The 23,066-nt window shown below is 69.4% G+C and carries 23 protein-coding genes and 1 pseudogene; 10 read left to right on the forward strand and 14 right to left on the reverse strand.

Going from position 1 to position 23,066, the window contains the following annotated elements:
* Window positions 1-50 precede the first annotated feature (50 nt).
* Window positions 51-1,085 (forward strand): PucR family transcriptional regulator, encoded by a 1,035-nt coding sequence (locus OG994_RS11360; RefSeq protein WP_328853142.1) that lies wholly within the window; start codon window positions 51-53, stop codon window positions 1,083-1,085.
* Between the two features lie 36 nt (window positions 1,086-1,121).
* Here OG994_RS11360 and OG994_RS11365 read toward each other — a convergent pair whose 3' ends face one another.
* Both OG994_RS11365 and OG994_RS11370 read right to left on the reverse strand, forming a co-directional pair.
* On the reverse strand, window positions 1,122-1,772 hold the full coding sequence (locus OG994_RS11365) for a formylglycine-generating enzyme family protein (protein WP_407942603.1): 651 nt from the start codon (window positions 1,770-1,772) through the stop codon (window positions 1,122-1,124).
* A gap of 179 nt (window positions 1,773-1,951) precedes the next feature.
* Window positions 1,952-2,569 carry a TetR/AcrR family transcriptional regulator gene (locus OG994_RS11370; RefSeq protein WP_328853144.1) on the reverse strand — a complete coding sequence of 206 codons (618 nt, stop codon included), beginning with the start codon at window positions 2,567-2,569 and terminating at the stop codon, window positions 1,952-1,954.
* A gap of 308 nt (window positions 2,570-2,877) precedes the next feature.
* Here OG994_RS11370 and OG994_RS11375 point away from each other — a divergent pair, with 308 nt between their 5' ends.
* Complete coding sequence (locus OG994_RS11375; RefSeq protein ID WP_328853145.1) at window positions 2,878-3,453, forward strand: hypothetical protein; 576 nt, start codon at window positions 2,878-2,880, stop codon at window positions 3,451-3,453.
* 46 nt (window positions 3,454-3,499) lie between these two features.
* Here the strand turns inward: OG994_RS11375 and OG994_RS31555 are convergent, their stop codons facing one another.
* Window positions 3,500-3,724, reverse strand: a complete 225-nt coding sequence (locus OG994_RS31555; protein ID WP_407942579.1) for an NPCBM/NEW2 domain-containing protein — start codon at window positions 3,722-3,724, stop codon at window positions 3,500-3,502.
* Window positions 3,725-4,333: 609 nt separating this feature from the next.
* Between OG994_RS31555 and OG994_RS11380 the strand changes: the two genes are divergently transcribed.
* A complete protein-coding gene (locus OG994_RS11380; RefSeq protein WP_328853146.1) occupies window positions 4,334-5,035 on the forward strand; it encodes a YsnF/AvaK domain-containing protein in 702 nt (233 codons plus the stop codon).
* A 165-nt stretch (window positions 5,036-5,200) separates the two neighbouring features.
* Here the strand turns inward: OG994_RS11380 and OG994_RS11385 are convergent, their stop codons facing one another.
* Complete coding sequence (locus OG994_RS11385; RefSeq protein ID WP_120330954.1) at window positions 5,201-5,404, reverse strand: cold-shock protein; 204 nt, start codon at window positions 5,402-5,404, stop codon at window positions 5,201-5,203.
* A gap of 527 nt (window positions 5,405-5,931) precedes the next feature.
* Between OG994_RS11385 and OG994_RS11390 the strand changes: the two genes are divergently transcribed.
* Complete coding sequence (locus OG994_RS11390) at window positions 5,932-7,341, forward strand: alkaline phosphatase PhoX (protein WP_328853147.1); 1,410 nt, start codon at window positions 5,932-5,934, stop codon at window positions 7,339-7,341.
* Window positions 7,342-7,825: 484 nt separating this feature from the next.
* On the opposite strand, the pseudogene OG994_RS31560 reads toward OG994_RS11390, so the two are convergent.
* A pseudogene (locus tag OG994_RS31560) lies at window positions 7,826-8,224 on the reverse strand (ATP-dependent DNA ligase); the annotation flags it as partial.
* Between the two features lie 241 nt (window positions 8,225-8,465).
* Complete coding sequence (locus OG994_RS11400; RefSeq protein ID WP_328853148.1) at window positions 8,466-9,269, reverse strand: helix-turn-helix domain-containing protein; 804 nt, start codon at window positions 9,267-9,269, stop codon at window positions 8,466-8,468.
* A gap of 115 nt (window positions 9,270-9,384) precedes the next feature.
* Between OG994_RS11400 and OG994_RS11405 the strand changes: the two genes are divergently transcribed.
* The 3 genes from OG994_RS11405 to OG994_RS11415 all read left to right on the forward strand — a co-directional run bounded on the left by OG994_RS11405 (window position 9,385) and on the right by OG994_RS11415 (window position 11,240).
* Window positions 9,385-9,807, forward strand: a complete 423-nt coding sequence (locus OG994_RS11405; protein ID WP_328853149.1) for a hypothetical protein — start codon at window positions 9,385-9,387, stop codon at window positions 9,805-9,807.
* Window positions 9,808-9,812: 5 nt separating this feature from the next.
* The gene (locus tag OG994_RS11410) at window positions 9,813-10,844 is read left to right on the forward strand and encodes a zinc-dependent alcohol dehydrogenase family protein (RefSeq protein ID WP_328853150.1); all 1,032 of its coding nucleotides are present in this window, start codon (window positions 9,813-9,815) and stop codon (window positions 10,842-10,844) included.
* 249 nt (window positions 10,845-11,093) lie between these two features.
* On the forward strand, window positions 11,094-11,240 hold the full coding sequence (locus OG994_RS11415) for a hypothetical protein (RefSeq protein ID WP_328853151.1): 147 nt from the start codon (window positions 11,094-11,096) through the stop codon (window positions 11,238-11,240).
* 38 nt (window positions 11,241-11,278) lie between these two features.
* Here OG994_RS11415 and OG994_RS11420 read toward each other — a convergent pair whose 3' ends face one another.
* The 6 genes from OG994_RS11420 to OG994_RS11445 form a co-directional block, all read right to left on the reverse strand.
* Window positions 11,279-13,684, reverse strand: a complete 2,406-nt coding sequence (locus OG994_RS11420) for a hypothetical protein (protein WP_328853152.1) — start codon at window positions 13,682-13,684, stop codon at window positions 11,279-11,281.
* Window positions 13,681-14,016, reverse strand: coding sequence for a helix-turn-helix domain-containing protein (locus OG994_RS11425; protein WP_328853153.1), 336 nt, complete (start codon window positions 14,014-14,016; stop codon window positions 13,681-13,683). Before OG994_RS11425 ends, OG994_RS11420 begins: the two co-directional genes overlap by 4 nt.
* Window positions 14,013-15,131: a tyrosine-type recombinase/integrase gene (locus OG994_RS11430; RefSeq protein WP_328853154.1), complete on the reverse strand. Its 1,119-nt coding sequence runs from the start codon at window positions 15,129-15,131 to the stop codon at window positions 14,013-14,015. Before OG994_RS11430 ends, OG994_RS11425 begins: the two co-directional genes overlap by 4 nt.
* 69 nt (window positions 15,132-15,200) lie before the next feature.
* Entirely contained in the window at window positions 15,201-15,605 is a 405-nt protein-coding gene (locus tag OG994_RS11435) for an ATP-dependent DNA ligase (protein WP_328853155.1), read from the reverse strand.
* Window positions 15,606-15,967: 362 nt separating this feature from the next.
* Window positions 15,968-17,125, reverse strand: a complete 1,158-nt coding sequence (locus OG994_RS11440; RefSeq protein ID WP_328853156.1) for a serine hydrolase domain-containing protein — start codon at window positions 17,123-17,125, stop codon at window positions 15,968-15,970.
* Between the two features lie 397 nt (window positions 17,126-17,522).
* A complete protein-coding gene (locus tag OG994_RS11445; RefSeq protein ID WP_328853157.1) occupies window positions 17,523-18,254 on the reverse strand; it encodes a TetR/AcrR family transcriptional regulator in 732 nt (243 codons plus the stop codon).
* A gap of 81 nt (window positions 18,255-18,335) precedes the next feature.
* Between OG994_RS11445 and OG994_RS11450 the strand changes: the two genes are divergently transcribed.
* Entirely contained in the window at window positions 18,336-19,064 is a 729-nt protein-coding gene (locus tag OG994_RS11450; protein ID WP_328853158.1) for a DUF998 domain-containing protein, read from the forward strand.
* Between the two features lie 83 nt (window positions 19,065-19,147).
* Window positions 19,148-19,618, forward strand: a complete 471-nt coding sequence (locus tag OG994_RS11455; protein WP_328853159.1) for a YdeI/OmpD-associated family protein — start codon at window positions 19,148-19,150, stop codon at window positions 19,616-19,618.
* 244 nt (window positions 19,619-19,862) lie between these two features.
* Here the strand turns inward: OG994_RS11455 and OG994_RS11460 are convergent, their stop codons facing one another.
* Entirely contained in the window at window positions 19,863-20,771 is a 909-nt protein-coding gene (locus OG994_RS11460; protein WP_328853160.1) for an SDR family oxidoreductase, read from the reverse strand.
* Between the two features lie 120 nt (window positions 20,772-20,891).
* Between OG994_RS11460 and OG994_RS11465 the strand changes: the two genes are divergently transcribed.
* Window positions 20,892-21,476: a TetR family transcriptional regulator gene (locus OG994_RS11465; RefSeq protein ID WP_120331619.1), complete on the forward strand. Its 585-nt coding sequence runs from the start codon at window positions 20,892-20,894 to the stop codon at window positions 21,474-21,476.
* A 218-nt stretch (window positions 21,477-21,694) separates the two neighbouring features.
* On the opposite strand, the gene OG994_RS11470 is transcribed toward OG994_RS11465, so the two are convergent.
* On the reverse strand, window positions 21,695-23,017 hold the full coding sequence (locus OG994_RS11470) for an aspartate aminotransferase family protein (protein WP_328853161.1): 1,323 nt from the start codon (window positions 23,015-23,017) through the stop codon (window positions 21,695-21,697).
* Between the last annotated feature and the right edge of the window lie 49 nt (window positions 23,018-23,066).

The following is a 23,066-nucleotide window of genomic DNA, read 5'->3' on the forward strand; positions in this document are numbered from 1 at the left end:
GTCGGGCGTTCGCCGCGAATCGCGCACCGATTGGCGCCTACGCTTGCGTCATGGAAGCGTTGGTGGAACGACTGTCGGGACTGGATCCGCATCTCGGCGGCGCGATCCGCGTCGTGATGTTCTACGACACGCTGATGCGTCGGCGGGTGGATCTGCCGGCGCTCGCCCGGGCCTCGGCGGGCCTGGCCGAGTGCGTGGTCGGGATCCGACTGACCGGCACCGGGCGGGTGATTCGCGTGACGCCTGACGGCAGGAAGGCGTCCGGCCCGCCGTCACCGGCGTCCAGCGAAGGGCCGATCATCCTCGACGAGGAAGAGATCGGCACGGTATGGCTGGAACGCCCCGGGCCGCCGAGCCTGCTCGACGAAGCGCTGCTGGAGCGGCTCGCCATCGCCGTCGCGGCGGTCCTCGAGCGATACGGCCCGGCGCACACCACCATGGCCGACCCCGCACTGGTCGAACTGGTCATCAGCGCCGACAGCGACGAAGCGGCCAGAGCCCGGGCGATGCGGCTGCTGGGCTTCCCCGCCGACCTGCCCGTCCGCGTCGTGGCCGTACGGTCACGGCTTCCGCTCGACCAGGTTGGCAGCCTGATCTGCCCGGCCCGCCTGGTCAAGGCGGCACCACTCGCCGACGTCGGCGTGATCCTGGCGGGCAACGTGGACCCGGCACGATTTCCGGCGGGCGTGCGCGCGGGCATCGGCGCCGTCGACCGCCCTGACCGTTCCTGGCTCCAAGCCCGTACCGCTCTGCGTTTCACCACCCCACGCCAACCGATCGTCCATCACGACGATCTGGGCGCGCTGACGCTGCTGGCCGAAATACGTCAGGACGCCGCGCGCGACAACGCCGACGTGGCCGCGATCGCCCGAATGGCCGGCCACCCGGAAGACCTGGAGACCCTGGACGCCTATTGCACCACCGGCTCCCTTCGCGGCGCCGCCGAGCGTCTCCACCTGCACCACAGCAGCGTGGCCCGCCGCGTCGACCAGATCGCGAAGACCCTCGGCATCGACCTCACCGAGCCCACCGGACTGATGCGGGCGCGGCTCGCCCTCACCGTATGGCGGCTGCTCGACGGCTGACGTGAAGCAGAGGCTGTTCCGCTGAGAGCGGCCCCCTCAGTGCGGAGCGGAACGGGCGAGGCGGAACCCCACGTCATCGACGCGGTAGGCCGGATGGCTGCGACGGCGCACGGACGCGCGGCAACTCCAGTGCTCATCGAACCAACCGCCGCCGCGGAGTACCCGGTAGGTGCCGTAGACCTCGGCGTCGTAGACGTCCCAGCACCAGTCCCACACGTTTCCCAGCATGTCGTACAGGCCCCAGGCGTTCGGCTGCCGGCCACCGACCTTGTGGACGCGCCCGCCAGAGTTGGCGCGGTACCACGCGACCTCGTCCAGCGGTCCGTATCGCGGGCCGGTCGTGCCGGCGCGGCACGCGTACTCCCACTCAGCCTCGGTCGGCAGCCGGTACCCGTCAGCGGACCGATCCCATTCGATGCCCTCACCGTCGCTATCGAGTTGGTAGGCCGGCACCAGCCCTTCCCGTCGGGACAGGGCGTTACAGAACCGGACGGCGTCCCACCACGAGACTCCCTCGACCGGCAACCGATCCCCGCGAACCGCGCTCGGACGCTCGCCGAGAACCATGGCGTACTCCGCCTGGGTGACCGGAAACGCGCCGATCTGGAAAGGCTCGACCTCCACCGACCACGTGCGCTGCGTCCGCCGGTCCGACAGGATCACCTGCCCCGGCGCGACAGCAACCATCACACTCTCCGCGCCCGCGTCCACGATGAGCTGATCCTAGGCGAGGCCGTCCCGATGCCCCGGCGTCCGGTCCACGCGCGGCGTACTGACGTCGGCGTGACCGGCTTGACCCGCTTCACGAAGGATCTACCGCCACGTCTCCCACGGCAGCACCTCTCGCCAGCCCCGGAGCTCGGACGTCAGGAGTTCTGGGATGCGGTCCGGGATGGCCGGCGTGCGGCGTGGGTGCGGACGAGTTCCTCGACGGCGCGCAGGAAGGTCTCGGAGATCAGCACCGGGTCGAAGAGGCAGCCGGCCGCCATGGCGCCGTCGCGGAGCATGACGAAGTGCCGCGCGGCGGACTCGGCCTCGGTCTCCTCGATGCGTGCCAGCAGGGCCTGGATCGTGTCCAGGAACCACTGCCGGTGCGCGAGGACGGCCTGGTGCACGGGGTGGTCAGGGTCGGGATACTCCGCCACGGCGTTGAGGAACGCGCAGCCGCGGAATCCGGCGGACTGGATGTCCCGCGCGATCGACTCCGCGACGGCCCGGAGGGCTTCGGGCGCGGGAAGGCCGGCGGCGACGGCCACGTCCAGTTGGTCGCGGATGGCCTGATCGGCCGTCTGCAGGTACGCGACAACGAGGTCTTCCTTGCCCGGGAAGTGCCGGTAGAACGTGGCCCGGGTCACCTTCGCCTCGGCGATGATCCGATCGACGCCGACCGAGTGGATTCCCTCCCCGTAGAAGATCCTGGTCGCCGTGTCGAGGAGCCGCTGTCGCGCCTCGGACGGCCGGACGCCCGTTTCGCTACGTGCCATGAACCCATGGTAGTGGACAGAACGTTCGGTCCCTGAGGGCGACGACCGGCACCGCATGCCGCCGTCTTCATGAACGAGCCCGCCCGCCGCCGGGAGCGGCGCGAGCGTGCCGCGCCTCGGCCCACGGGCGGTCCGGGTGCGGGGCCGGCAGCGGGCGGCCGACCAACCGACGAGTAGGTAGAACGTTCTGTCTTGACATGGCGGCGCACGGCCCCCTACCGTCAGCGCGAGACAGAACGTTCGTTCTACTGCGGCTGTCCCTGCGGCAGCCCCTCGCGGTCCCCTCAGGGCCCACCGAAAGGATGACCATGACCACCCTTGCCGCACCCGGTATCTCGACGACGGCGTCCGCCCTGCGGCGGCTGTACGTCGTCCGCTTCGCCTTCGCCATCGTCTGGGCCGGCGTCACGTTTGCGATCGCCGGCGACCTCGACGCTCTCGCCGTCACCCTCTTCGTGATCTACCCGCTGTTCGACGTCGCCGCGGCCGTCGTCGACGCCCGCGCCTCGCGCGCCACCGGATCACCCACCCTGCTGTACGTGAACATCGCGGTCAGCCTGCTCGCCGCGATCGGCCTGGCCGTCGCCGGCACGTCCGGCATCCCGGCGATGCTGCGGGTGTGGGGCGCCTGGGCGGTCGTGGCCGGGCTGGTGCAGCTGGTCGTGGGCGTCACCCGCCGCGCGATGGGCGGCCAGTGGCCGATGATCATCAGCGGTGGGCTCTCCGTGCTCGCCGGCGGGTCGTTCGTCGCGGCCGCCTCCGCGGACGACCCGGCACTGACCAACGCGATCGGCTACGCCATCCCCGGCGCCATCTTCTTCCTCATCTCGGCCCTCCGCCTCGGCCGCGCGGCGAAGGCGAGCCGCGCGGACACGCCCGGCTGACCGCAGAACAGGCCGGGCGTTCCGGTGGTCCTGATCGTCGACGGGATCAGTGCCGCACCTCGGGTGCTATCCAGACTCCGGTGGTGCCTCCATGGCACTGATTGGTGCTCGTGGTGCTGACCCGGAGGGACACTTGTGTCGCCGTGCTGATGTCGACGTTGACGGGCCGCACCTTCCCGAGTCCGACCTTGGCGGTGAAGACGGCTTTGCCATCGGCCAGGACGGTGAACAGGAGCGGCAACGCCACCGGGGAGTCGTCCGCGATGCCCACACTCGCCCTGAGGGGTCGAGAAGCGTCGGCTCACCACGAACGTGGCGGTGAAGTCGTCGTTGAGCCAGCAGGGAGAGGCGGCGAGAACGACATCCCGCGTTTGACCGGCCACCAGTTGCGGCTCTTGCGTCCAGCCTTCGAGGTCGTCTGTCTCCGGCATGCTGACCAGTGACTGGTGCCCGGTCTCTGCCGTGTGGGAGGGAGTGGGGCTGACTGTCGGCGCCGTCGCCGTCTCTGTGGCGACCGCCGGGGCGGTGGCCGCGGGCATGGTCGGGGGATCAGCGGCTGGACGGTTCTTGGAGAGCTCGATCACGACGGGAACGGCTGCGGCGAGGACTGTCGCCGAGGCCGCGATCACCGCGCCGATGATCGTCGGATTCGACAGGAGACGCTTCCGCTGGGTCGGCACATCCGAATTATCGTGACGAACGTCAAGGTCGCCACAGTGCTCACCCTGGGCGTGGGCGGGAACGTCCCGTTACCGTCCAGCGAGGAGAAGAGCTGGGCCTGTCGGTGCACTCGTATGGCAACCCCTGCGGGCTCCCGGATCGACGAATGGCCGGGGACGCCTCGGGTACGCGGAGGTTACACGCGAGATGAGGACGACCCATGCGATTCACTGAACAGCAGGTGCGTTCGCTGTTTGATCAGGACGTCCAGGACCAGTCGGGTGCCAAGATCGGCAGCGTCGGCCAGGTTTGGGCCACTGCGGGCGACCCGGCCTGGGTCAGCGTGCAGACTGGTGGCGGTCAGGAGCCGATGGCTCCGCTGGCCAACGCACAGATGCAGGGCGGACGGCTGAAGGTCGCCTACGACAAGGCAACCGTTCAGAACGCCCCGGCCGTGCCGCGCGGCACGACTACGCCGCTGAACGCGGAGCAGACCGCCCAGTTGTATACGTACTACCGGATGCAGCCGCATCAGGCCCCGGAGAGCCGCGAGGAACTGATCCGCTCCGAGGAGCGGCTCCGGGTGGGCACGGAGAGCCAGCCTGCTGGCAAGGCGGTACTGCGCAAGCATGTGGTCACCGAGAACGTGCACACCACCGTACCGGTCGAGCACGACGAGGTGTACGTCGAGCGCGAGCCGATCAACGCGGCTGACGCGCGTAACGTTCGCGCCGAGATGGGCGAGGCCGAGCAGGAAATGCAGCTCCGCGCCGAACGTCCCGTGGTGGCCAAGGACCGGGTGCCGGTCGAGCGTGTCCACCTCGCCAAGAACGAGGTGGTCGAGGACCAGCCGATTGACGAGCAGGTCCGTCACGAGGAGATCGAGGCGAACATCCCCGAGGCCAGCCGCCGCCGGCGGTAAGAGTCCGGGTCCTCTGACGGGGTGCCGTGGGCGGGTGGATGGTCATCATCTGCCCGCCCACGCCCCGTACCGCATTGGTACTGCTCGGGAACTAAGGAAATGACGGACGATACGCCGAACGGCGGCCCGCTGAACCAGTCGGGCCGCCGTTCGGCGAAGCGTGGATCAGAGCGAGCGGATGTCCGACGCCTGCGGGCCCTTCGGGCCCTGGGTGATGTCGAACTCCACCCGCTGGTTCTCATCGAGACTCCGGAAGCCGCTCGCCGAAATCGCCGAGAAATGGGCGAAGACGTCCGCGCCGCCGCCGTCCGGGGTGATGAAGCCGAATCCCTTGTCGCCGTTGAACCACTTCACGGTACCTGTAGCCATGTCTGCTCCTCCGCAGGCTGATGGAGACCGCACTGTGCGGACTCGCGCGCCGCCGCGTTGATCACCCGCGTCGGAAGCGACACGAAACGAAAAAGGCACCTGGACGGGTTTTGGTTGACCCATCAGGCGCCGAGACGTCTACGGAAATCAAAACTGCAACTGGGCAACCATAACACAGTATCCGGCGTTCGCCGCCCCAAGTGGGCAGTCGTCGTCACCGCACCGCACCGCGAGGCGCAACGTCGCTCGCTGCGACGCCTCAGCGGTAGAGCACCCGGCCGGCCTGCGCGCGTGTTCTCGGCGCGAGCGGCGGCCTGGGTAGCCGTCCCACTCGGCGGGCTCGTCGGCGGGGCGCTCGCGTCCACACTCGGCGCCACCGGCTGGTGGTAGCGCGACCCGCACCGGCTCAACGGATGACGTCGCGCAAAGATGGCCATCGGTGAAACAACAAGTGAACAGCATCTATCCTCCGAGCGTGCGGCTGGTGTTTAGTGGCAGATGGAAGGACTTCGTTGAAGGGAAGTTTCATGACCCCATCTGACGACAGCCCAGCGACGCTCTCCCGCCGGGAGCTTCTCACCCGTGCCGGCGCCGCCGGCGTCGCGGTGACCTTCGCCGGCACCGTCGGCGCCCTGGTCAGCGCGGACATGGCGGTCGGCGCCGCGGGGGTGGTGCCGCGGGCCGGCTACGGACCGCTCGTGCCGGATCCCGCCGGGCTGCTGGACCTGCCGCGCGGTTTCCGCTACCGGGTGGTGAGCCGGGAGGGTGAGCCACTGAAGTCCGGTGGCGGCGCCGTGCCGAGCCGCTTCGACGGCATGGGTTACTTCCGCGGCCGTGGTGGGCGCGGGGTGCTGGTGCGCAACCACGAGAACTCCCCGACCGCCCGAAACCCGGTGCCCGCGCCCCCGGAGTACAAGTACGACCCGGGCGGTTTCGGCGGCACCACCACCCTCGTCCTCGACGCCGGCAACGGCCTGATCGAGGAGCGCGTCAGCCTCGGCGGGACCGCGGTGAACTGCGCCGGCGGCATCACGCCGTGGCAGACCTGGCTCTCCTGTGAGGAGAACGAGAGCCGCGCCGGCACCAACGGGTACGAGAAGGACCACGGGTTCATCTTCGAGGTGGACCCGTTCCACAACACCGCGAACGCCACCCCGACCCCGTTGACGGCCATGGGGCGCTTCCAGCACGAGGCGATCTGCGTCGACCCGCGCACCGGCATCGTGTACGAGACCGAGGACGCGTTCGCGTTCCCGTTCGGCTGCTTCTACCGCTTCAGGCCCAACCGGCCCCTCGGCGGGTACGGCAGCCTGCGCGCCGGTGGCCTGTTGCAGGCCATGCGCGTGCCGGGTGTGGCGGACCTGTCCGCCGTGCAGGAACCGGGTACCGAGTTCGGCGGGATCGAGTGGGTCACGGTGCCCGACCCGCTCGCCACCTCGGAGCCGACCCGCGAGCAGGACTACGGGCCGGCCGGCATCACCCATGCGCAGAAGCTCGAGGGTTGCTACTGGGGCAACGGCGCCGCCTACTTCGTGTCGTCGTACTCCCGGGCCGACGAAGGCTCCACGGTGGATCACGACGGCCAGGTGTGGCGGTACGACCCGGTGCGCAACCGCCTCCGGCTGGAGGTCGTGTTCACCCGCGACTCGGCCACCCCCGACGACAAGCTGTACCAGGCGCCCGACAACATCTGCCTGTCCCCGTACGGCGGCCTCATGATCTGCGAGGACGGCGACGGGGAACAGCACCTGCTCGGTGTCACCGCCGACGGCGACCCGTTCGTCTTCGCCAGGAACCGCCAGAACGTCGGCACCGCCGACGACCCCTCGTACGGCGAGTTCGCCGGCGTGGTCTTCGACGACCGGGGCAGGACCCTGTACGTGAACTGCTACAACCCCGGCACCACCTTCGCCATCACGGGCCCCTGGCACCGCTGACCGGCCCGCCCGCCGTGCCGTTTCGCGGTGCGGCGGGCGGTGACGCCCCCGACGGGTCTTCCCCCTCGCCGAGGAGCAGCGGCACGTCGAAGACCGACATGTCGGTCCGGGCCCTCGCGTAGCGCACCCGGTGGCGCCAGCGTCCGCGTTCGAACGCCACGTCAGCGTCGACCTCCGCCACCACCGTCGGCTCCACCTGCACGTACGGCAGCGGCTCCGGCCGGTCCAGCTGGCCCGACCACGATGCGGGCAGCGGCTGCGGCCACGGGTGGGCCGCCGCTGCGCGCCGTGGTAGCCGCGGCAGTGACAGCAGCGACGCCAGATCGACCGCCTGACCGGTGGTCAGCGGGTGGGAGCGGCCGGTGTACCGCAGCCGGCCCCGCTGGTCGAACCGGCCCAGCAGTACGGTCTCCGGGCGGCTGATGCTGCCGGTCACCCCACCGACGACGGCCTCCGTGACCATCCGGGACCGGAACTTCCACCAGCCGCGCCGGCCCGGCTCGTACCGACCGTCCAGGCGCTTGCTCACCACGCCCTCGATGCCCGCCGCGACGGTCCAGTTCAGCAGCCAGTCGGCCACCTGCCGCATGTCCGACGTCTGCGGAGTCAGGGTCAACTGCGCCGGTGCGCCGGCGAGCAACCGTTCCAGCCGGGCCCGTCGCTCCGACAACGGCAGGTCCAGGATCACCTGCCCTCCGCCGTCGGCGAGCAGGTCGAACAGCACGTAGTGGGCAGGGCACTCGCGCGCCATGCGCGGCAGGTCGCGGCCGGCGGTGACGCGCCGCTGCAGCTGCGCGAAGTTCGTCCGGCCGCGCTCGAAGACGATCAGCTCACCGTCGAGCACTGCCCCTGGTGGGATGGCCGCCCGGATCGCGCGGGTGATGTCTGCTGGCGATGTGGGATATCAGAACTGTCCGAATGCTGGCCTTCGTGTCGCCTGACGATGCTCGACGAAGAGGTGTCGAGGCGGCGTAGTCGTGGACAGGAGGTGCCGAGGCAAGCCGCGTGTGGTCGCGAGCCCAGGGGGTTCCTGACCTAAATTGCATGGAGCCAGTGCTCGCGTGACACGTAGTTCAGCGGCGCGCTGCCCTTGGGCGCGGTCTGCGGCCATGAGCGGATGGTGTTTACCACGTAACGAGCTCGGTCAGTGCGGCGCTGGTCGCTTCGTCGGCCGGTAGAAATGCTTCCAGTCGCAGTTCTGCGATGGTGACGTCGGTGGCGGTACCGAAGTGAGTGAGGGTGGTGATGAGCCGGAGTTGCCGATTGTCCGGCTCACTCGTGCGGAGCTGCAGCGGCACCGCGAAGCCGAGGTGATGTGACGGGAGTTGCCGTGGACGCGGAGGCGCCACGTCGACGAGTTCCGCAGCGAGGCGGCGGAGCCGGTCGCTCGGGTTGCGCAGACTCTCGGCTTGGACGCGGTCGATGATGTGCCATGCCCACTCGTCGAGGTTGACGATGCGCGGCGCGAGACCCCGGGGATGCAGTAGGACCCTGGGAACGCTCGTCGGTGGGGCGAGCAGGTCTGAGTCGACTCCCCGGGTGATCATGTGGAACCCGGCGTTGGCCGAGACGAGGTCGCCGTAGCGGTCGACGATCACGGCCGGGTACGGCAGGTGGCCGTGCAGGACGCGATCAAGGGCGGTCCGGACCGGAGCCAGTCGGGGGTCGTCCAGGTCGGTGTGCGGGTACGCGGGCGCGAATCCTGCGGCCAGGAGTAGTTCGTTGCGCTCGCGGATCGGCACCTCCAGCGACTCGGCCAGCCGTATGATCATCGCCCGGCCAGGGGTCGAACGTCCGCTTTCGATGAAGCTGACGTGCCGTTGGGTGGTACTGGCGCGCACCGCCAGTTCGAGTTGGCTGACGCGTCGGTGGGTGCGCCATCGCCGAAGCGCGTCGGCGATTCCGCCCTTGGTTGACTCGGTGATCACTCCTCCTGTGTAGCCGTTGCGGTGCCGATCGGCGATTCCCTTCGGGGAATTGTGGCGGCGCTCTCGGCGCAGGACAGTCGTGGTCGTAAACGATCACCACGATCAAAGGATCATCATGGCTGACATCGACCTGCAGGATCTCACCGACCGCTACGTCGCGGTGTGGGGTGAACCCGACCCGGAACGTCGCCGCGCCGCCATTCGCGAGCTGTGGTCGGCCGACGCGGTCCATGTCCTGCAGCCTCCTCAGGAGATGAGACAGCGCGCTGAAGGGCTGGGGTTCGATCGCCTCGTCCTGGAGGCACGCGGGCATGACGCGCTGGAGTTGCGGGTGACGCGAGCCTATGAGGAGTTCGTCGCCCCGGGCACCTTCGTGTTCCGGTCCCGCGGCGACGCCGACCGGCTCCACGACGTGGTCAAGTTCCACTGGGAGATGGTGCCTCGCGCCGGTGGCGACGTGGCCGGTGTCGGGCTGGAGATCCTCATCTTCGGCGCGGACGGTCGCATCGTCCGCGACTACCAGTTCATCGAGGGATGACCACGATGACCGCGACACTGCCCCGGCCTGTACGGAGCTACCACGTCGCCAGCGGCGACGGCATCGACGACCTGTCGCTGCGCAGCCACGAACCGCGCACGCCAGGCATCGGCGAGGTCGCGGTTGCGGTACACGCCGTCTCGCTCAGCTTCCGCGAACTGTTGGTTCTGCGCGGGCAGTACGTATTGCCCGTAAAGCCGGACGTCATCCCAGTCTCGGACGGGGCCGGGCAGGTCATTGCCGTGGGCCCGGGTGTCCAGCGGGTGCGACCGGGCGACCGGATCACCGCCACGCTGTTCCCGCAATGGCGGGACGGCCCCCTGCAACCGTCACACCTGCCACAACTGGGAGGCTCCCTCGACGGCATGCTCACCGAACTAGCCATCCTCCCGGAGCAGGCCCTCGTCCCGATCCCCGAACACCTCTCCTACGCCGAAGCCGCGACGTTGCCGTGCGCCGCGGTCACGGCGTGGAACGCCCTAACCGGGGACGGTCCTGGGATCCAGCCGGGGCACACGGTACTGACGACCGGCTCGGGCGGCGTATCACTGTTCGCGGTACAACTGGCCAAGCTTCTCGGTGCGAGAGTGATCGCCACAACTGGCCGGAGGGAGAAGGAGCAGCGCCTTCGTGCCTTGGGTGCTGATGAGGTCGTCAACTACCGTGCCGTTCCCGACTGGCACACCGCGGTCCGCGACATCACCGGTGGGCGGGGCGTCGACCGGGTAGTCGACACCGCCGGCACACTGGAGCAGTCACTGAAGTCGCTCGCCATCAACGGGCACGTCGCGTTCGTAGGGTCCCGTTCCGGTGAATGGCCGCCACTCGACCCTCGCCTGGTGTTCGGTGTCGCCGCGACGATCCGGGCGTTGGCCGTCGGAAGCTACGCCCAGTTCATCCGTCTGAACGAGATCATCACCGCCCACCAGCTTCGGCCCGTCATCGACCGAGTGTTCCCGTTCGAGGAAGCCGGTGCGGCGTTCCGCTACTACGAATCGACCAGCCCGTTCGGGAAGGTCATCATCGAAGTCCGATAAGCGGGGTGCGTGTCGGCGAAAGCCGCCACGCACCCTCCATCGGCCACAGCAGACGCGGCACGGTTGCCCCGATGGCGGCTACTCGGTACACGACGTTATCGGCCGGGGATGCCGCCACGCCCATCGCAGTTGGCACTGACGAACATCGCCGGCAACTGATGCCTTGCAAGGTCTGCGCGTCAAGCCGCCGTACCTGTCTCTGCGTTCAGACCAGTGCGCCGACAGCTGTAGCTGCGACGGCAGCTTCCCGTGCTGCGCCGCGCGCGTCTGGCTGGAGGCCTCGCTTTTGGCTCGATTACCGGCACGGTCGCGGGCCTGCTCCTGGCTGTCGTCTCGAACGCCATCTTGGTGCCGGTGCTGGCCGGGCTGTTGGTCCTGTCCTCGATCAAGGTGTGACGCCAAGCGGCATCGCATTGACCTCGGTGTTTTCGAGGTCAGCGTCGGCGGCTGACGTCGGCTGCGTAGGTGGTCCAGTCTCCGGCGCAGGCTCGTTGCCATCTGACTGCACCCTTGATGTCGATGCCGAGTACGCGTGCCAGGATCGCAGCGGGCAGTTCGGTGGCGAGCTGGAACAGTGCCGCGGTTCGCGTTTCCCTGGCGTGAATGCCGATCCGCGCCAGGCGATCACGGAGCGCGCCGTCGGTGATGGGGCACCCGGCGAGCCGGCCGGGGAACAGCCACGTCTGGCTGCCCACGTGGCTGCGAGAGTGGGTTCTGGCGGTGACGAGTTCGCGGGTCAGAGTGGCGAGCGGTTCGGGTATCTCGATGGGCCGGTCGCCGAGTCGTATCCGCACGCTGTCGTCGGTGACCTGCACGTGGCCGAAAGTGAGCCGGCTGACGTCGGCGGCGTTCTGGGCGTAGAGGACCACGAGCAGCCCGGCGACGCGGTCGGCCAGGCCGATGGTGTGGTCATGAAGGAGCCGGCGGGCGATCTCCCACCGGCGATCGCCGTCGATGTGTGCACCTGGTCCGCCCCATTGCTGGACTGGTAGGTAGACCGTTGTCAGCTTGTTGGTGGTCGCCCAGCGGAGGAAGGCGCCGACTGCCTTGCTGTTGCGGATCTGGCCGACGGCGAGCCACCGGTCGACGTGGGTGTGGGAGCAGGTGGTTAACGTCAGGTGGTTGGCGCTGAGCAGGTCGAGGAAGCTGATGACGGCGCGGGTCTGGTCCCGCACCGCGCCGCACTGGTTGGAGTTGGCATGGGTGCCGGCGACGCGACGGCGGAGCCGTCTGAGCAGGTGCCATACCGTGTATTGCCGCACGAGGTGCCGCTGTGCCGGGTCGGGGATGGCGTCGATGGTGGCGTGCAGCCACCGTTCCAGCCGGGCCAGGAGTTCGTCGCGGGGCGGCAGCACTCCCGCGCCGACGAGTAGTTCTCGCAGGTACCGCCCGGCTTTGTCGGGCTCCAGCGCGTCGAAGGTGTCGTGCGTGAGCGGGATGCGGCCGGTGGCGAGGTCGGACAGCAGGGAGCGGGCACGGGGCTGGCGATTCAGCCAGGCCGACACGTTCTGGGGCCGGTCGCCGGCCACGAGGAAGTCACGTAGTGCCTGCATCGGGGCGGAGATCGCGCCGGTGTGGTCGGCCAGGAGTTGGTCAAGCCGGTCGCCGAGCGTGCAGCGCTTGCACACGGTGGCCGCGAGTTGGCCGGAGACGCCGCAGCGGGGACAGCACAGCCAGAACCCAGGTTCGGCCCGGGTGCAGGCAGCGCACAACGGCCGGTCGATCGTGCCGCTGCGCACGAGCCGGACGTGGCTGCAGCCGGCGCACCTCGCCCGCCTGCTTCGGCAGCGCACACACCAGGGCAAGCCAGTGGCTTTCGAGGTTTCGCAGTGCGCGAGCCGTCCGCAGATGGAGCACGCCTGTATCGGTGGCGGTGTCCGGCACGCCTCGCAGACCGGCCCGTCGTCGCTGCGGGCGTAGACACGACGGCGCCGGCCGCAGCGTACGCACGGCTTCAGGTTCGCCGGGTTGGTCGCGTTGCAGTACCGGCACAGCGGACGTCCCTGCAGATCGCGGGCGGACGGTTCGCGAACCTTACCGCAGCGGCTGCATTCCACCTCGCGGGACTTGCCGGCGCAGGTGTGGCAGACTCGCGCTCGGTCGCGGTACTCGACCAGCGCAACAGTGCGCCGGCAACCGGGGCAACTGGGCGGTTGAATGCGGGTAGCGCCCCATGCGCGGAGGTGGTCGATGAGCAGCAGCACCGTGTGGGTCGGAGCGTCGTGCCCTGATCCGGTGAGCAGGTCTGGGCGTTCTGTAACGGCCCAGGCGAGCCGTCGCAGCTGCTGAGGCTTGGGCGCCGACTCACGCACGGCTTCCTCGATCAGGTGAGCGGGTATGCCGGGGTCCGCCGCGGCGACGGCCGCGGCGACCGCCTGCAAACACGCGGCGCCGTCTGCCGGCGTGCAGCGGGCACACAGCGCGCGCCCGTCCCGGTCCCGGCTGTGCGCCTTCGTGATCCGCTCACAGGAAGCACAGGGCTCCCGTCGCTCGGCGCACACCGAGCAGTACCACTGCCCGCCGCGTCGCCACATATTCCTCACCAGGCCCTTGCCGCAGCCCGCGCAGCGCGGCGCCGACACCTGCGCCACGCCCGCCTCGCGTAACGCCAGAAGGAGCTGACCCACGACGGAAGGAGCCGGTGATTGGCCGTCGACGAGCACCTGCGGTCGCTCGAAAATCGCCTGCACCAGCCGACGGCGCTTGGCGGCGTGGCCGCCCGCCACCCCGGCGACCGTGGCCCGCACCAGCGCGGCGTCGACCGTGGGGTCAACCCGGGTGATGGCCTCCACGACGGGCAGCAGCAGGTCAAGCTCGGTTCCGCTGTCCGCAGCGGTCACTTCTCGACACCCGTGATCCGGGCCCGTTTGGGCCGCAGATCCCCGACCCCCGCCTGCCCAGCGGCGGCCGCCTTGCGTGGCCGGGCGGCCGCCTCGGCGGCGACGGGCTCGACCAGGTCGTCCATCCGGCAGTCGAGGATGTCCAGCAACGCCATCAAGACCTTCAAGCTCAAGCGCTCCGGCCGCTCGACGACCAGCCGGTAGACCTGACTGGAGGACAGCCGGACACCTCGCTCGGCCAAGGGCCCGAGCAGGTCGGTGGTGGCGAACATGCCGCGGCTGGCCATCACCTGACGTAGATGCCACCGGTAATCCAGCTTGGCGCCGCTCAACGCCCCTCCTCGGCTCCGATGCCCCCGCCGGTGAAGGCCGGCGACAGCGCCCTACGCAACGCCGTACTCATGAAGTCGTCGCTGACGTGGGTATACACCGCTGTTGAGCTGTCGCGCTCATGCCCCACCTGCTGCTGAACGAATCGCCGGTCCACACCGTCCTCCGTCAGGTGTGTCACATACGAGTGGCGCAGCGAGTGCACCGTCAGTGCCTTCGACATCCCCAACGCCTCACGGTAAGCACCGAAGCGGGCGTTGATCTCGGCCGGCTTGATGCGGCCACCCCGCTCAGTGACCCACATGCCCGGGTGCTCCTCTGAACCGAACCGCGGCCGGATGTTGTGCACGTAGTCGGCCACCGCCTCCACCGCCCATCCCATCACCGAGGCGACGTTCCGCCGACGCGGCTGCTGGCCCCGTTTGGCCTTGCCGTAACGCACATGCAGCATCCCGAACCGGTCGAACTCCGGAGCCGCCGGGTTGCGGCCCCAGTCGAGCAGGTCCAGCTTCGCGGTCTCTGTGCGCCGCAGCCCCCACCCGTAGATCACCTTGAACAAGGTGGCATCGCGATACGCGGCCAGCGCCCCCTTGCGCCCGGCCCGAACCGCCCGGCCGACCTGATCATCGGCATAGTCCAGGAACCGCTGCAGCTCCTCCCGAGTGAAAGCACGCGCCTCGGGATCGCCCTCGTAGTCATCCAGATGCGACAGCGTGTTCCACTCATGACAAACCGGGACAGGATGCGTTCCGAACGCCTCCTGACACGCCGCTACCCAGCCATACCGGCCATCGGTCAGGAACTCGGTGAACAACCGCAACTGGCCCTGGTAGCTGCGGATCGTCGACGGCCGTAGATGCTTCTCGCTGGTCAACGACAGCGACCACTCGTCCACATGGGAGGCCGACCACGCCCAGGGAAACTCATTCGTGAAGGCCAGAAAACCCCGGACCAGATGCTCCCGCTGCGCGATCGTGTCCTCTCGCAGCCCCCGCGCCGTCTGCTGCGCCCGCCAGCCCCGCAGCATCGCCTCCACCATCGCCTCCTGAGGCCGCAGCTGCACCACACCGGCGACCAGCTCCAGACCCGCCGAACCCGCGAGGTTAGCCCGCCCCACTCACCCTCCCCGAGCCCGTATGACGGGTGAATCATGCATCAGGCGGGATAGGTAGTCCAGAAGCGCAGCTCACCGGCCCTCTGGTCGAGGGCGTAATCGGTCGCAGGTAGGCTCCAGGACTAGCAGCTCACGATGGAACGAGCTCATCCGATGCAATTCCCGAGGGTTCGGGAAGTAGGTGGTCAGGTTCCGGCCGGCCCGCGACTGCAGGTACACCCCGTCGGTGCCGCGGAAGGCGATCACCCGCCACCCGTCCCACTTCGGCTCGTGGATCAGGCCCGGACGCTCGGGCACGGCATCGACTGGTGCGGCGAGCATCGGCGCGACCGGCCTGCGCAGCACCGCCCCTGCCGCCGTTCCCTCCCGCGCCGGGCCGGCGCTCACCTCCAGCCCCGTCCATGAGCCCTTCTCATCTTTGCCCCCCACGTCATCGTGGGCGGGAACCAGCTCACCCCGGGCGAAGATCTGCGACAACGAATGCATTGGTGGTCGCACCGCATCGCCGGGCCGTCTACCCCGCGGCGCCTATGGTGTCGGTGGGGCCATGGCGAGTCCGCGACGTCGGATGCCCGGCGAGGGGCCTTGGTCTGGCGGGTGGTGGGCGGGGCCCAGGCCGCAGACTCGTGCGGCGCCAAGAAAGCCGCGGCAGCAGTAGGAGGCGAGGTTGGCCTGGGAGGTCAGCCGGGCGCGTACCTCGTTCGGACTGTTGCAACGGCGCGTCATCGCCAGCCGCCCGCGTTTTCGGCGAGCTCCGGCAGCCACGTGTACAAGAGGGACGAACAAGGGAAGAACCTGACCCGCTTTCCGCAGGTCAGGCCCTTTCGATTGCCGTCGCCTTATCCCTCGGCTGGGTCGCCGCAGAACTCAACGGCGATGAGCGCGTTGATCGCGTCTTCGGCAGCTGGGCTCAGCGTGAGGCTGCGGTTGACCGAGATCGTAATCTGGCGTGCGCTCTGCGGACTGGTGAAGCTGTAGGTGCCGTACCCGGGTACGCCTCCCTGGTGGCCCCAGACCTGCTGGCCGCACATCTCGGTGTGCCCGAGGCCGAGCCCGTATTCGAAGCCGGGGAAAGCGTCGTCGGATTGCTGCATCTGGCGCAGCAGTGGGAGGGGCAACAGTCGCCCGCCGAACAATGCCGAGTAGAAGAGGTTCAGGTCGTGGGTGGTGGACACGAGGTCGCCGCTCGCCCACGCTACGGACATGTTGTAGGTGGTGAGGTCGGTCAACCGGCCGGACGAATCCACGGCCTCGTATCCGCGTGCCGACGGTTGCCGCAGGCGCGGGTGGTGTCCGGGGAGGTAGGTGTCCCGCAACCCGGCTGGTCCCAGGACGCGTCGGGACAGTTCGTGTGCGTAGCTGTCGCCGGTGACCTTTTCCACGAGCATGCCGAGGATGACGTAGTCGGTGTTGGAGTAGAGGAACTGTTCGCCGGGGGTGAACGGCAGCGTCTCCTGCGCGGCGATGGCGATGCGTACGAGATCTGCCGGGGCATAGTCGAGGTGTCGCGACTCGGCCATCACCTTTGGATTCGGCCACAGGACGTTCGCGTAGTCGTACAGACCGCTTCGGTGCTGCAGCAGCTGGCGGACGGTGATCGGTTCGGGGTAAGGCAGCAGCCCCGGCAGGTAGTGGTCGATCGGAGCATCGAGGTCGATCTTCCCGTCCGCGACGAGGCTGAGCACCAGAGTCGACGTGAACGACTTGGTGATGCTGCCAATCCGGAACTGGCCGGAGGGGCTTGGCGGTTTGTTGGTGCGAAGATTCCCTACCCCGGCCACGACAGACCGGGTACCACGATCATCGCGCGTCTCGATGGTGACGCCAGGTACGCCGGCCGCGACGACCCGGCCCGCCTGTTGCAGCAACGTTGACCGAGATGGCGGCGAACCCGATGGTGCCACGTCCGGTGCCGCAGCTACCGGTGCGACGGGCAGCGACAGGCACACGAGTGCGGATCCGGCCACCACGCCTGCCGCCTGCTTAACTATCGTCATGATCATGAGGCTAATGGCGCATTACGGCAGTCACATTGGGGTCTACCCGCTGGTTTGAGGTAGTGCTAGCCCCAGGATCGAACGTCGGGGACCTCCGAGTCGACATCAAGGCCCAGCGGCGGACCCTTCACGGGCTGGCCCGGCGGGTGGCGGTGTTGTCAGCGGAGCCCGGTCGACATCCCACCCACTCCCCTGCCGTCCGCCGGCCTCTTGCGGGCCTGTTCGCCAACTCCTCGCCGCACTGTTCGAAGATGTCGGCGATCTGGGTGAGGAGGCGGCCGCGGTGGTCAGGGTCGATGGCGGACCAGGATGGGTCGGGCGGACGCCCGCTGGGCGGCCTGCACCGCCGCGGGTTCGCGCGAGGGCGGGGCGTCATGTCGTCAGGGAGTCGGCACGGCTATGGACGTTCGTCGGGTGGGTACGCTGCGAGGAACGCCTCGACGCCGCCGTCTGCAAGCCGATCCAGTTCGGGGCCGGAGGGAATGGCTGCTTCGCCTTCGAACATGACCCGGTCGAGCGTCGCGCCGACGACGAGGAAGGCGAAGTGCTGGGCCGCCGTTTCGGCGTCGCCGATGCGTAGCCGACCTTGAGCGGCAAGGTCGGCGAATGCTGCCGCGAGGGCCGTGAGCACGCGGCCCGGTGCTCGCCGGTGGTACTCGCGGGCCAGGTCGGGAAATCGTGCCGACTCCGCGCTGATCAGGCGGCGCAGGCGCACCACGGGGAGCCGGGTCACCGCCGCCAGGTGCCGGCGAGCCAGCTCGCGTAGCGCCGCGGGAAGGTCGTCGGCTTGGCGGAGTGGCGCGATGAGCTCGTCGGCGAACTGCTCCGCGGTGGCGGTGACCCCGAGCACGATCTCGGTGAACAGCCGCTCCTTGTCGGCGAAGTTGTTGTAGACGGTTCTCTTCGACACCGCGGCCCGGGCGGCGATGTCGTCGACGCTGGTGTCGACGTACCCCCGTTCCAGGAACAGGGTCGTGGCGGCCTGCACGATGGCGGCCCGGCTGCGGAGCGCTCGCGGATCCTGCGAGCGGTCATCTCGCGCCGACCCGTCCGGCGTGGGCGCCTGGTGCGGTGGCCGCAACGACACCCGCACCAGCAGGTCGTCACTGTTCGCCTCGGATCCAGTCATGTCCTCCCCGCCCCTCGACTTCTTGCACTGATCAGTACCAAGCGGTACTGTTCAGTGTAGTATCCGAGAGAGGGATGCGCCATGACCACCGAAAACGCGATCGGCTCCGCCCCCGGCACCGGGGCCAACCAGGCGTTCAACCGCCCTGCCGCCGTGACCCGCTCCCTGCTCGGTTACGGCCCGCTCGCCGGCGCCTGCTACCTGGCCTCCGGACTGGCCCAGGCGTTGACCCGCGACGGCTTCGACCTGCGCCGGCACGACCTGAGCCTGCTCGCCAACGGGCCGCTCGGGTGGATCCACATCCTCACCCTGATGCTCACCGGCCTGATGACGGTCGCCTCCGCCATCGGGGTGTTCCGCGCGCTGCCGCGGGGCCGCGCTACCACGTGGGCGGCGAGCCTGCTGGCGGCGTACGGCCTGGCGCTCGTCGCGGCCGGCGTCTTCGTCGCCGACCCCATGAACGGCTTCCCGGTGGGCACGCCGGACGGTCCGCCCACCGAGGTGACGCCGCACGGCGTCCTGCACATCGCGGCCGGCGGGGTCGGATTCGCCGCTCTCGTCGCGGCCGCGTTCGTCCTCGCCCGCTTCTTCGCCCGCACCAGCCGGCGCGGCTGGGCCTGGGCCTCGCTCTGGGTCGGCCTGGTTGTGCTGGCCGGCTTCCTCGGCGTGGCTACCGGATCGGCGTCCTCCCTCGCCGTCCTCGGGCTGTGGATCGGCGTGGTCACCGGCTGGGGGTGGATCGCCGCCGTCTGCATACACCTCTACCGGCGCACACCCCACCCCAGGCAGCCGAGCGACCCAGCCGCATGAGGGCACCGGGGCGGGCCGTCGGCACGCCCCGGCGCCACCCGCTTCCCCTACCGATGACGGTCGACAAGGAGGAGAGAAAGCACGTGGAGACGACCGGACCGAACAGCGTCACGTTCGACACCACCGTGGCCGCCACCGGCAACAACACCGGCATCGTCGTGCCGGTCGAGGTGATGGAGCAACTCGCGGCCGGCAAGCGGCCACCGGTGCTTGTCAATCTCAACGGCTACGAGTACCGCAACACCGTGGGCGTGATGGGCGGCAAGTCGATGGTCAGCATCAGCGCCGCGGTCCGCAAGGCCACCGGCCTGAAGGGCGGGGACCCGGTCCGCGTCACCCTCACCGTCGCGGACACCCCACGCGAGGTGGAACTCCCGCCCGACTTCGCCGCCGCTCTCGCCGCGGACGAACCGGCGGCGAGGTTCTTCGCGAACCTCTCCAACAGCCTGCGGCGCTACCACGTCGACAACATCAACGCCGCCAAGACCGACCAGACGCGCCAACGGCGCATCGAGAAGGCCATCGACCTCTTCCGCAACGGCAAACAGCGATGAACGGCCACCGAGGGCTTGCCTGACACCGGTGGACAGACCGACGGTCGAAGCGTCTGGTGGCCGGCGCTGACCGGGCTGTCGCGCCAGAGCCGTCCTGCCTCGACTCGGCCGGGTGCGTCCGCATCGTCCTCCCACAGATCCGCCAGGAACGCCACGGTGGCCAAGGGCTCCGGGGACCCCAGACCCACGGCATGCGCGGCGATGCGCGCACGCCGGGGTCCGTTCTCGGGTCGCCACGCGTGATTCACGCCTGGAAGTAGTGCCCCTCGTCCAGGTCGGCGATCAGGCCGGGGTGGACCGGGGTCCAGCCGAGCAGTTCGCGGGTGATGTCCGCCGACGCCGGGTTGTCCATCTGCACCAGCGGCCCGAGGAAGCCGAAGTGGTCGTCCGCCGCCTCGGGGCTGATGCTCCGGACCGGGACGCCCAGGTTGCGGCCGATGGCGGTGGCGATCTCGGCGAACGGGACACCCTCGTCGGCGACCGCGTGCAGGCGGGACCCGGCCGGCGCCTTCTCGAGAGCCAGCCGGTAGAGGGTGGCTGCGTCGAGGGTGTGCACGGCGGGCCACCGGTTGGCGCCGTCGCCGACGTATGCGGCGTACCCGTGCCGCCGGGCGGCCGCGATGATGGCCGTGATGAAGCCCTGGTGATCGAGCGAGCTGTGCACCGTGGGCGTGAGGCGGACGATCGAGGAGCGCACGCCGCGCGAGGCGAGGTCGGCCACGAAGTTCTCCGCGTCGATCCGGTGGCCGCCCGGGAACACGTCCCGTTCGGTGCCGGGGCGGCCGACGACGCCGCCCATGGCGAGGGCGAGCGTCCCGCTGGTGCCGACCAGCGGCTTTCCGCTGCCGACCAGGCCGTCGGCCAGCGCTTTGAGGGCGACCAGGTCGGCCTCCGCGGCAGCGGCCAGGTCGCCGGTCAGCAGGAGGTCGTGGCGGTACGCGAGGTGGATCACGCCGTCGGAGGCGGCCGCCTCCTCGCGCAGCACGGCGAGGTCGGACAGGTCGCCGCGGCGTACCTGGGCGCCGAGCTTCTCCACCGCGGCGGCCGAGGTCTCGGAGCGGGCCAGGCCGACGACCCGGTGTCCGGCGGAGAGCAGTTCCGGTACGACCGCGGAGCCGAGGTGGCCGGAGGCGCCGGTGACGAATACACGCATCGTGGTTCCTTCCCAAGGGCCGATGTCATCGTGTGACATCACCGTACACCTCTGATGTCACCATGCGACATGACCTCGCTCGTGACATGTCACTCAGTGACATCGGATAGCATTGCCCCCATGGCCCGCTGGCAACCGGACGCACGCGGCCGCCTGGAGGCGGCCGCCCTGGCGCTGTTCAACGAGCGCGGCTTCGAGCAGACGACCGTCACCGACATCGCGGCCCGCGCCGGCCTCGACAAGCGCACGTTCTACCGGCTCTTCGGCGACAAGCGCGAGGTGCTGTTCAGCGGCGGCAGCCGGTTGGAGGAGGTCCTGGTCAAGGCGGTCGCCGAGACGGACGCCGACCCCTTCGAGACGGTCGTCACCGCGTTCCGCCAGGTGGCGGACGAGATCTTCGCCGACCGCCTCGACCTGGTCCGGGTGCGCCAAACCATCATCGACGCCAGCCCCGAACTGCAGGAACGGGAACTGCGTAAGACGAACGGGCTGGCGGCCACGGTCGCCGCGGCCCTGCGCGCCAAGGGCGTCGGCGAGACCACCGCCACCCTCGCCACCGAGTCAGGCGTCACGGTCTTCCGGGTGGCGTTCGCCCGATGGGTCGCGCCCGGCAACGACGCCTCCCTCGCCGATCTGATCGCCGAGACGGCCGCCGAGCTGCGCGCGGTCACGTCGTCCCCAGCCACACCTCCGGCCAGAGTCTGACCTGGACGCCGGCGACCGGCCACACCCGCACGATCGGCAGCACCTAGATGGCCAGCGGCCGGCTCTTCTCTTTCGTCGCCGGGCCGGAACGAAGCGCGTTCGCCTCGGTGACCTGGGCCGTCGTGCCGCCTCGTCACCGCTGTGGTGGCCGCGAGACCCCCGGTAGTCAGGTTCTTCTTGGTCGATGAACCCTCTACCGGAGACCTCGACGATGCCGATCAGGCCGGCGCCGCTTCGCCGATCGCCTGGTCGAGGATCTCCAGGCCGAGGGCTAGTTCCTCTCGCGTGATGGTGAGAGGTGGTGCGATCCGGAAGGTGCTTCCCATGCCGGGCAGCTGCACGACGTTCATATGGAGGCCGAGTTCGAGGCAGCGGCGGGTGACCTGGGCGCCGAGGGCGTCAGCGCCTTCTCGTGTCGTGCGGTCGAGGACGAGTTCGATCCCCTGCATCAGGCCGCGTCCTCGTACGTCTCCCACCACGTCGTGCCGGTCCTTGATGTCGAGCAGGCCCGCTCGCAGGACGTCGCCCAGTTCCCGTGCCCGTACGTCCATCTGCTCCTGCTGGAGGACGTCGAGCACGGTGTTGCCGACGGCGGCGACGAGGGGGTCGGACACGTGGGTGGTGTAGAAGAGGTACCCCCGCTCGTGGGCCCGTTGCTCGATCTCCGCGGTCGTGATCACCGCGGCGAGTGGGAGGCCGGCGCCCAGCGTCTTGGAGAGCGTGAGGATGTCGGGCACGATGCCGTCGCGTTGGAAGGCGTACCAGGTGCCGGTGCGGCACAGGCCGGTCTGCGCCTCGTCGACGATCAGCAGCATGCCGCGTTCGCGGCACTTGGCCGCCAGCGCGGCGAAGTAGCCCGGCGGTGGCTCGATGATGCCGCCCGAGCTGAGGATCGGCTCGACGATGCATGCCGCGAGACTCCCCGACGACTGTGCGTCGACGAGGGCGAACGCGTAGTCGAGCTGCCGCTGCCAGTCCAGCTCGCCGTCCGGGGTGGTGAAGTCGGGGCGGTACGGGTTGGGCGTGGGGATCGCGAAGTTTCCCGGCGGCGTGGGCCCGTAGCCGTGGTGGCCGGCGCTGTACGTCGCGGCGGCCGCGGCGTGGGTCATGCCGTGCCACGACCGGGCGAAGGCGACGATCTCGTGCCGGCCCGTCACGAGCTTGGCCATCCGGATGGCCGCCTCGTTCGACTCGGCGCCGGTGGTCAGCAGCAGCGCCTTCTCCAGCGGCGCGGGCAGCGACTCGGCGAGCCGGCGCGCGAGGTCGACGACCGAGCGCGACAGCATGCCGCTGAACAGGTGATCCAGCCTCGCGATCTCCCGCTGAACCGTGGCGACGATCGCGGGATGGCAGTGCCCGAGAATGGCGCTCATCTGGCCTGAGGTGAAGTCCAGGATCTGCCGGCCGTCGGCGGTGTACACGAAGCTGCCCGCCGCGCGGTCGATGATCTCGGGCGTGAACCAGCCGCCGTAGCGCACCAGATGGCGGTCGACGTCAGACCAGAACTGCCCAGCGGTGCTCTGCTCGGTAGTCAACGTCATGCGCCTCACGGTAGGCCCGCTTCGGAGTGCACGAAAAGCTGAAGTTTGT

Origin of the sequence: Micromonospora globbae (assembly GCF_036184225.1) — a bacterium.
In the GTDB taxonomy this organism is placed as follows: Bacteria; Actinomycetota; Actinomycetes; order Mycobacteriales; family Micromonosporaceae; genus Micromonospora; species Micromonospora globbae.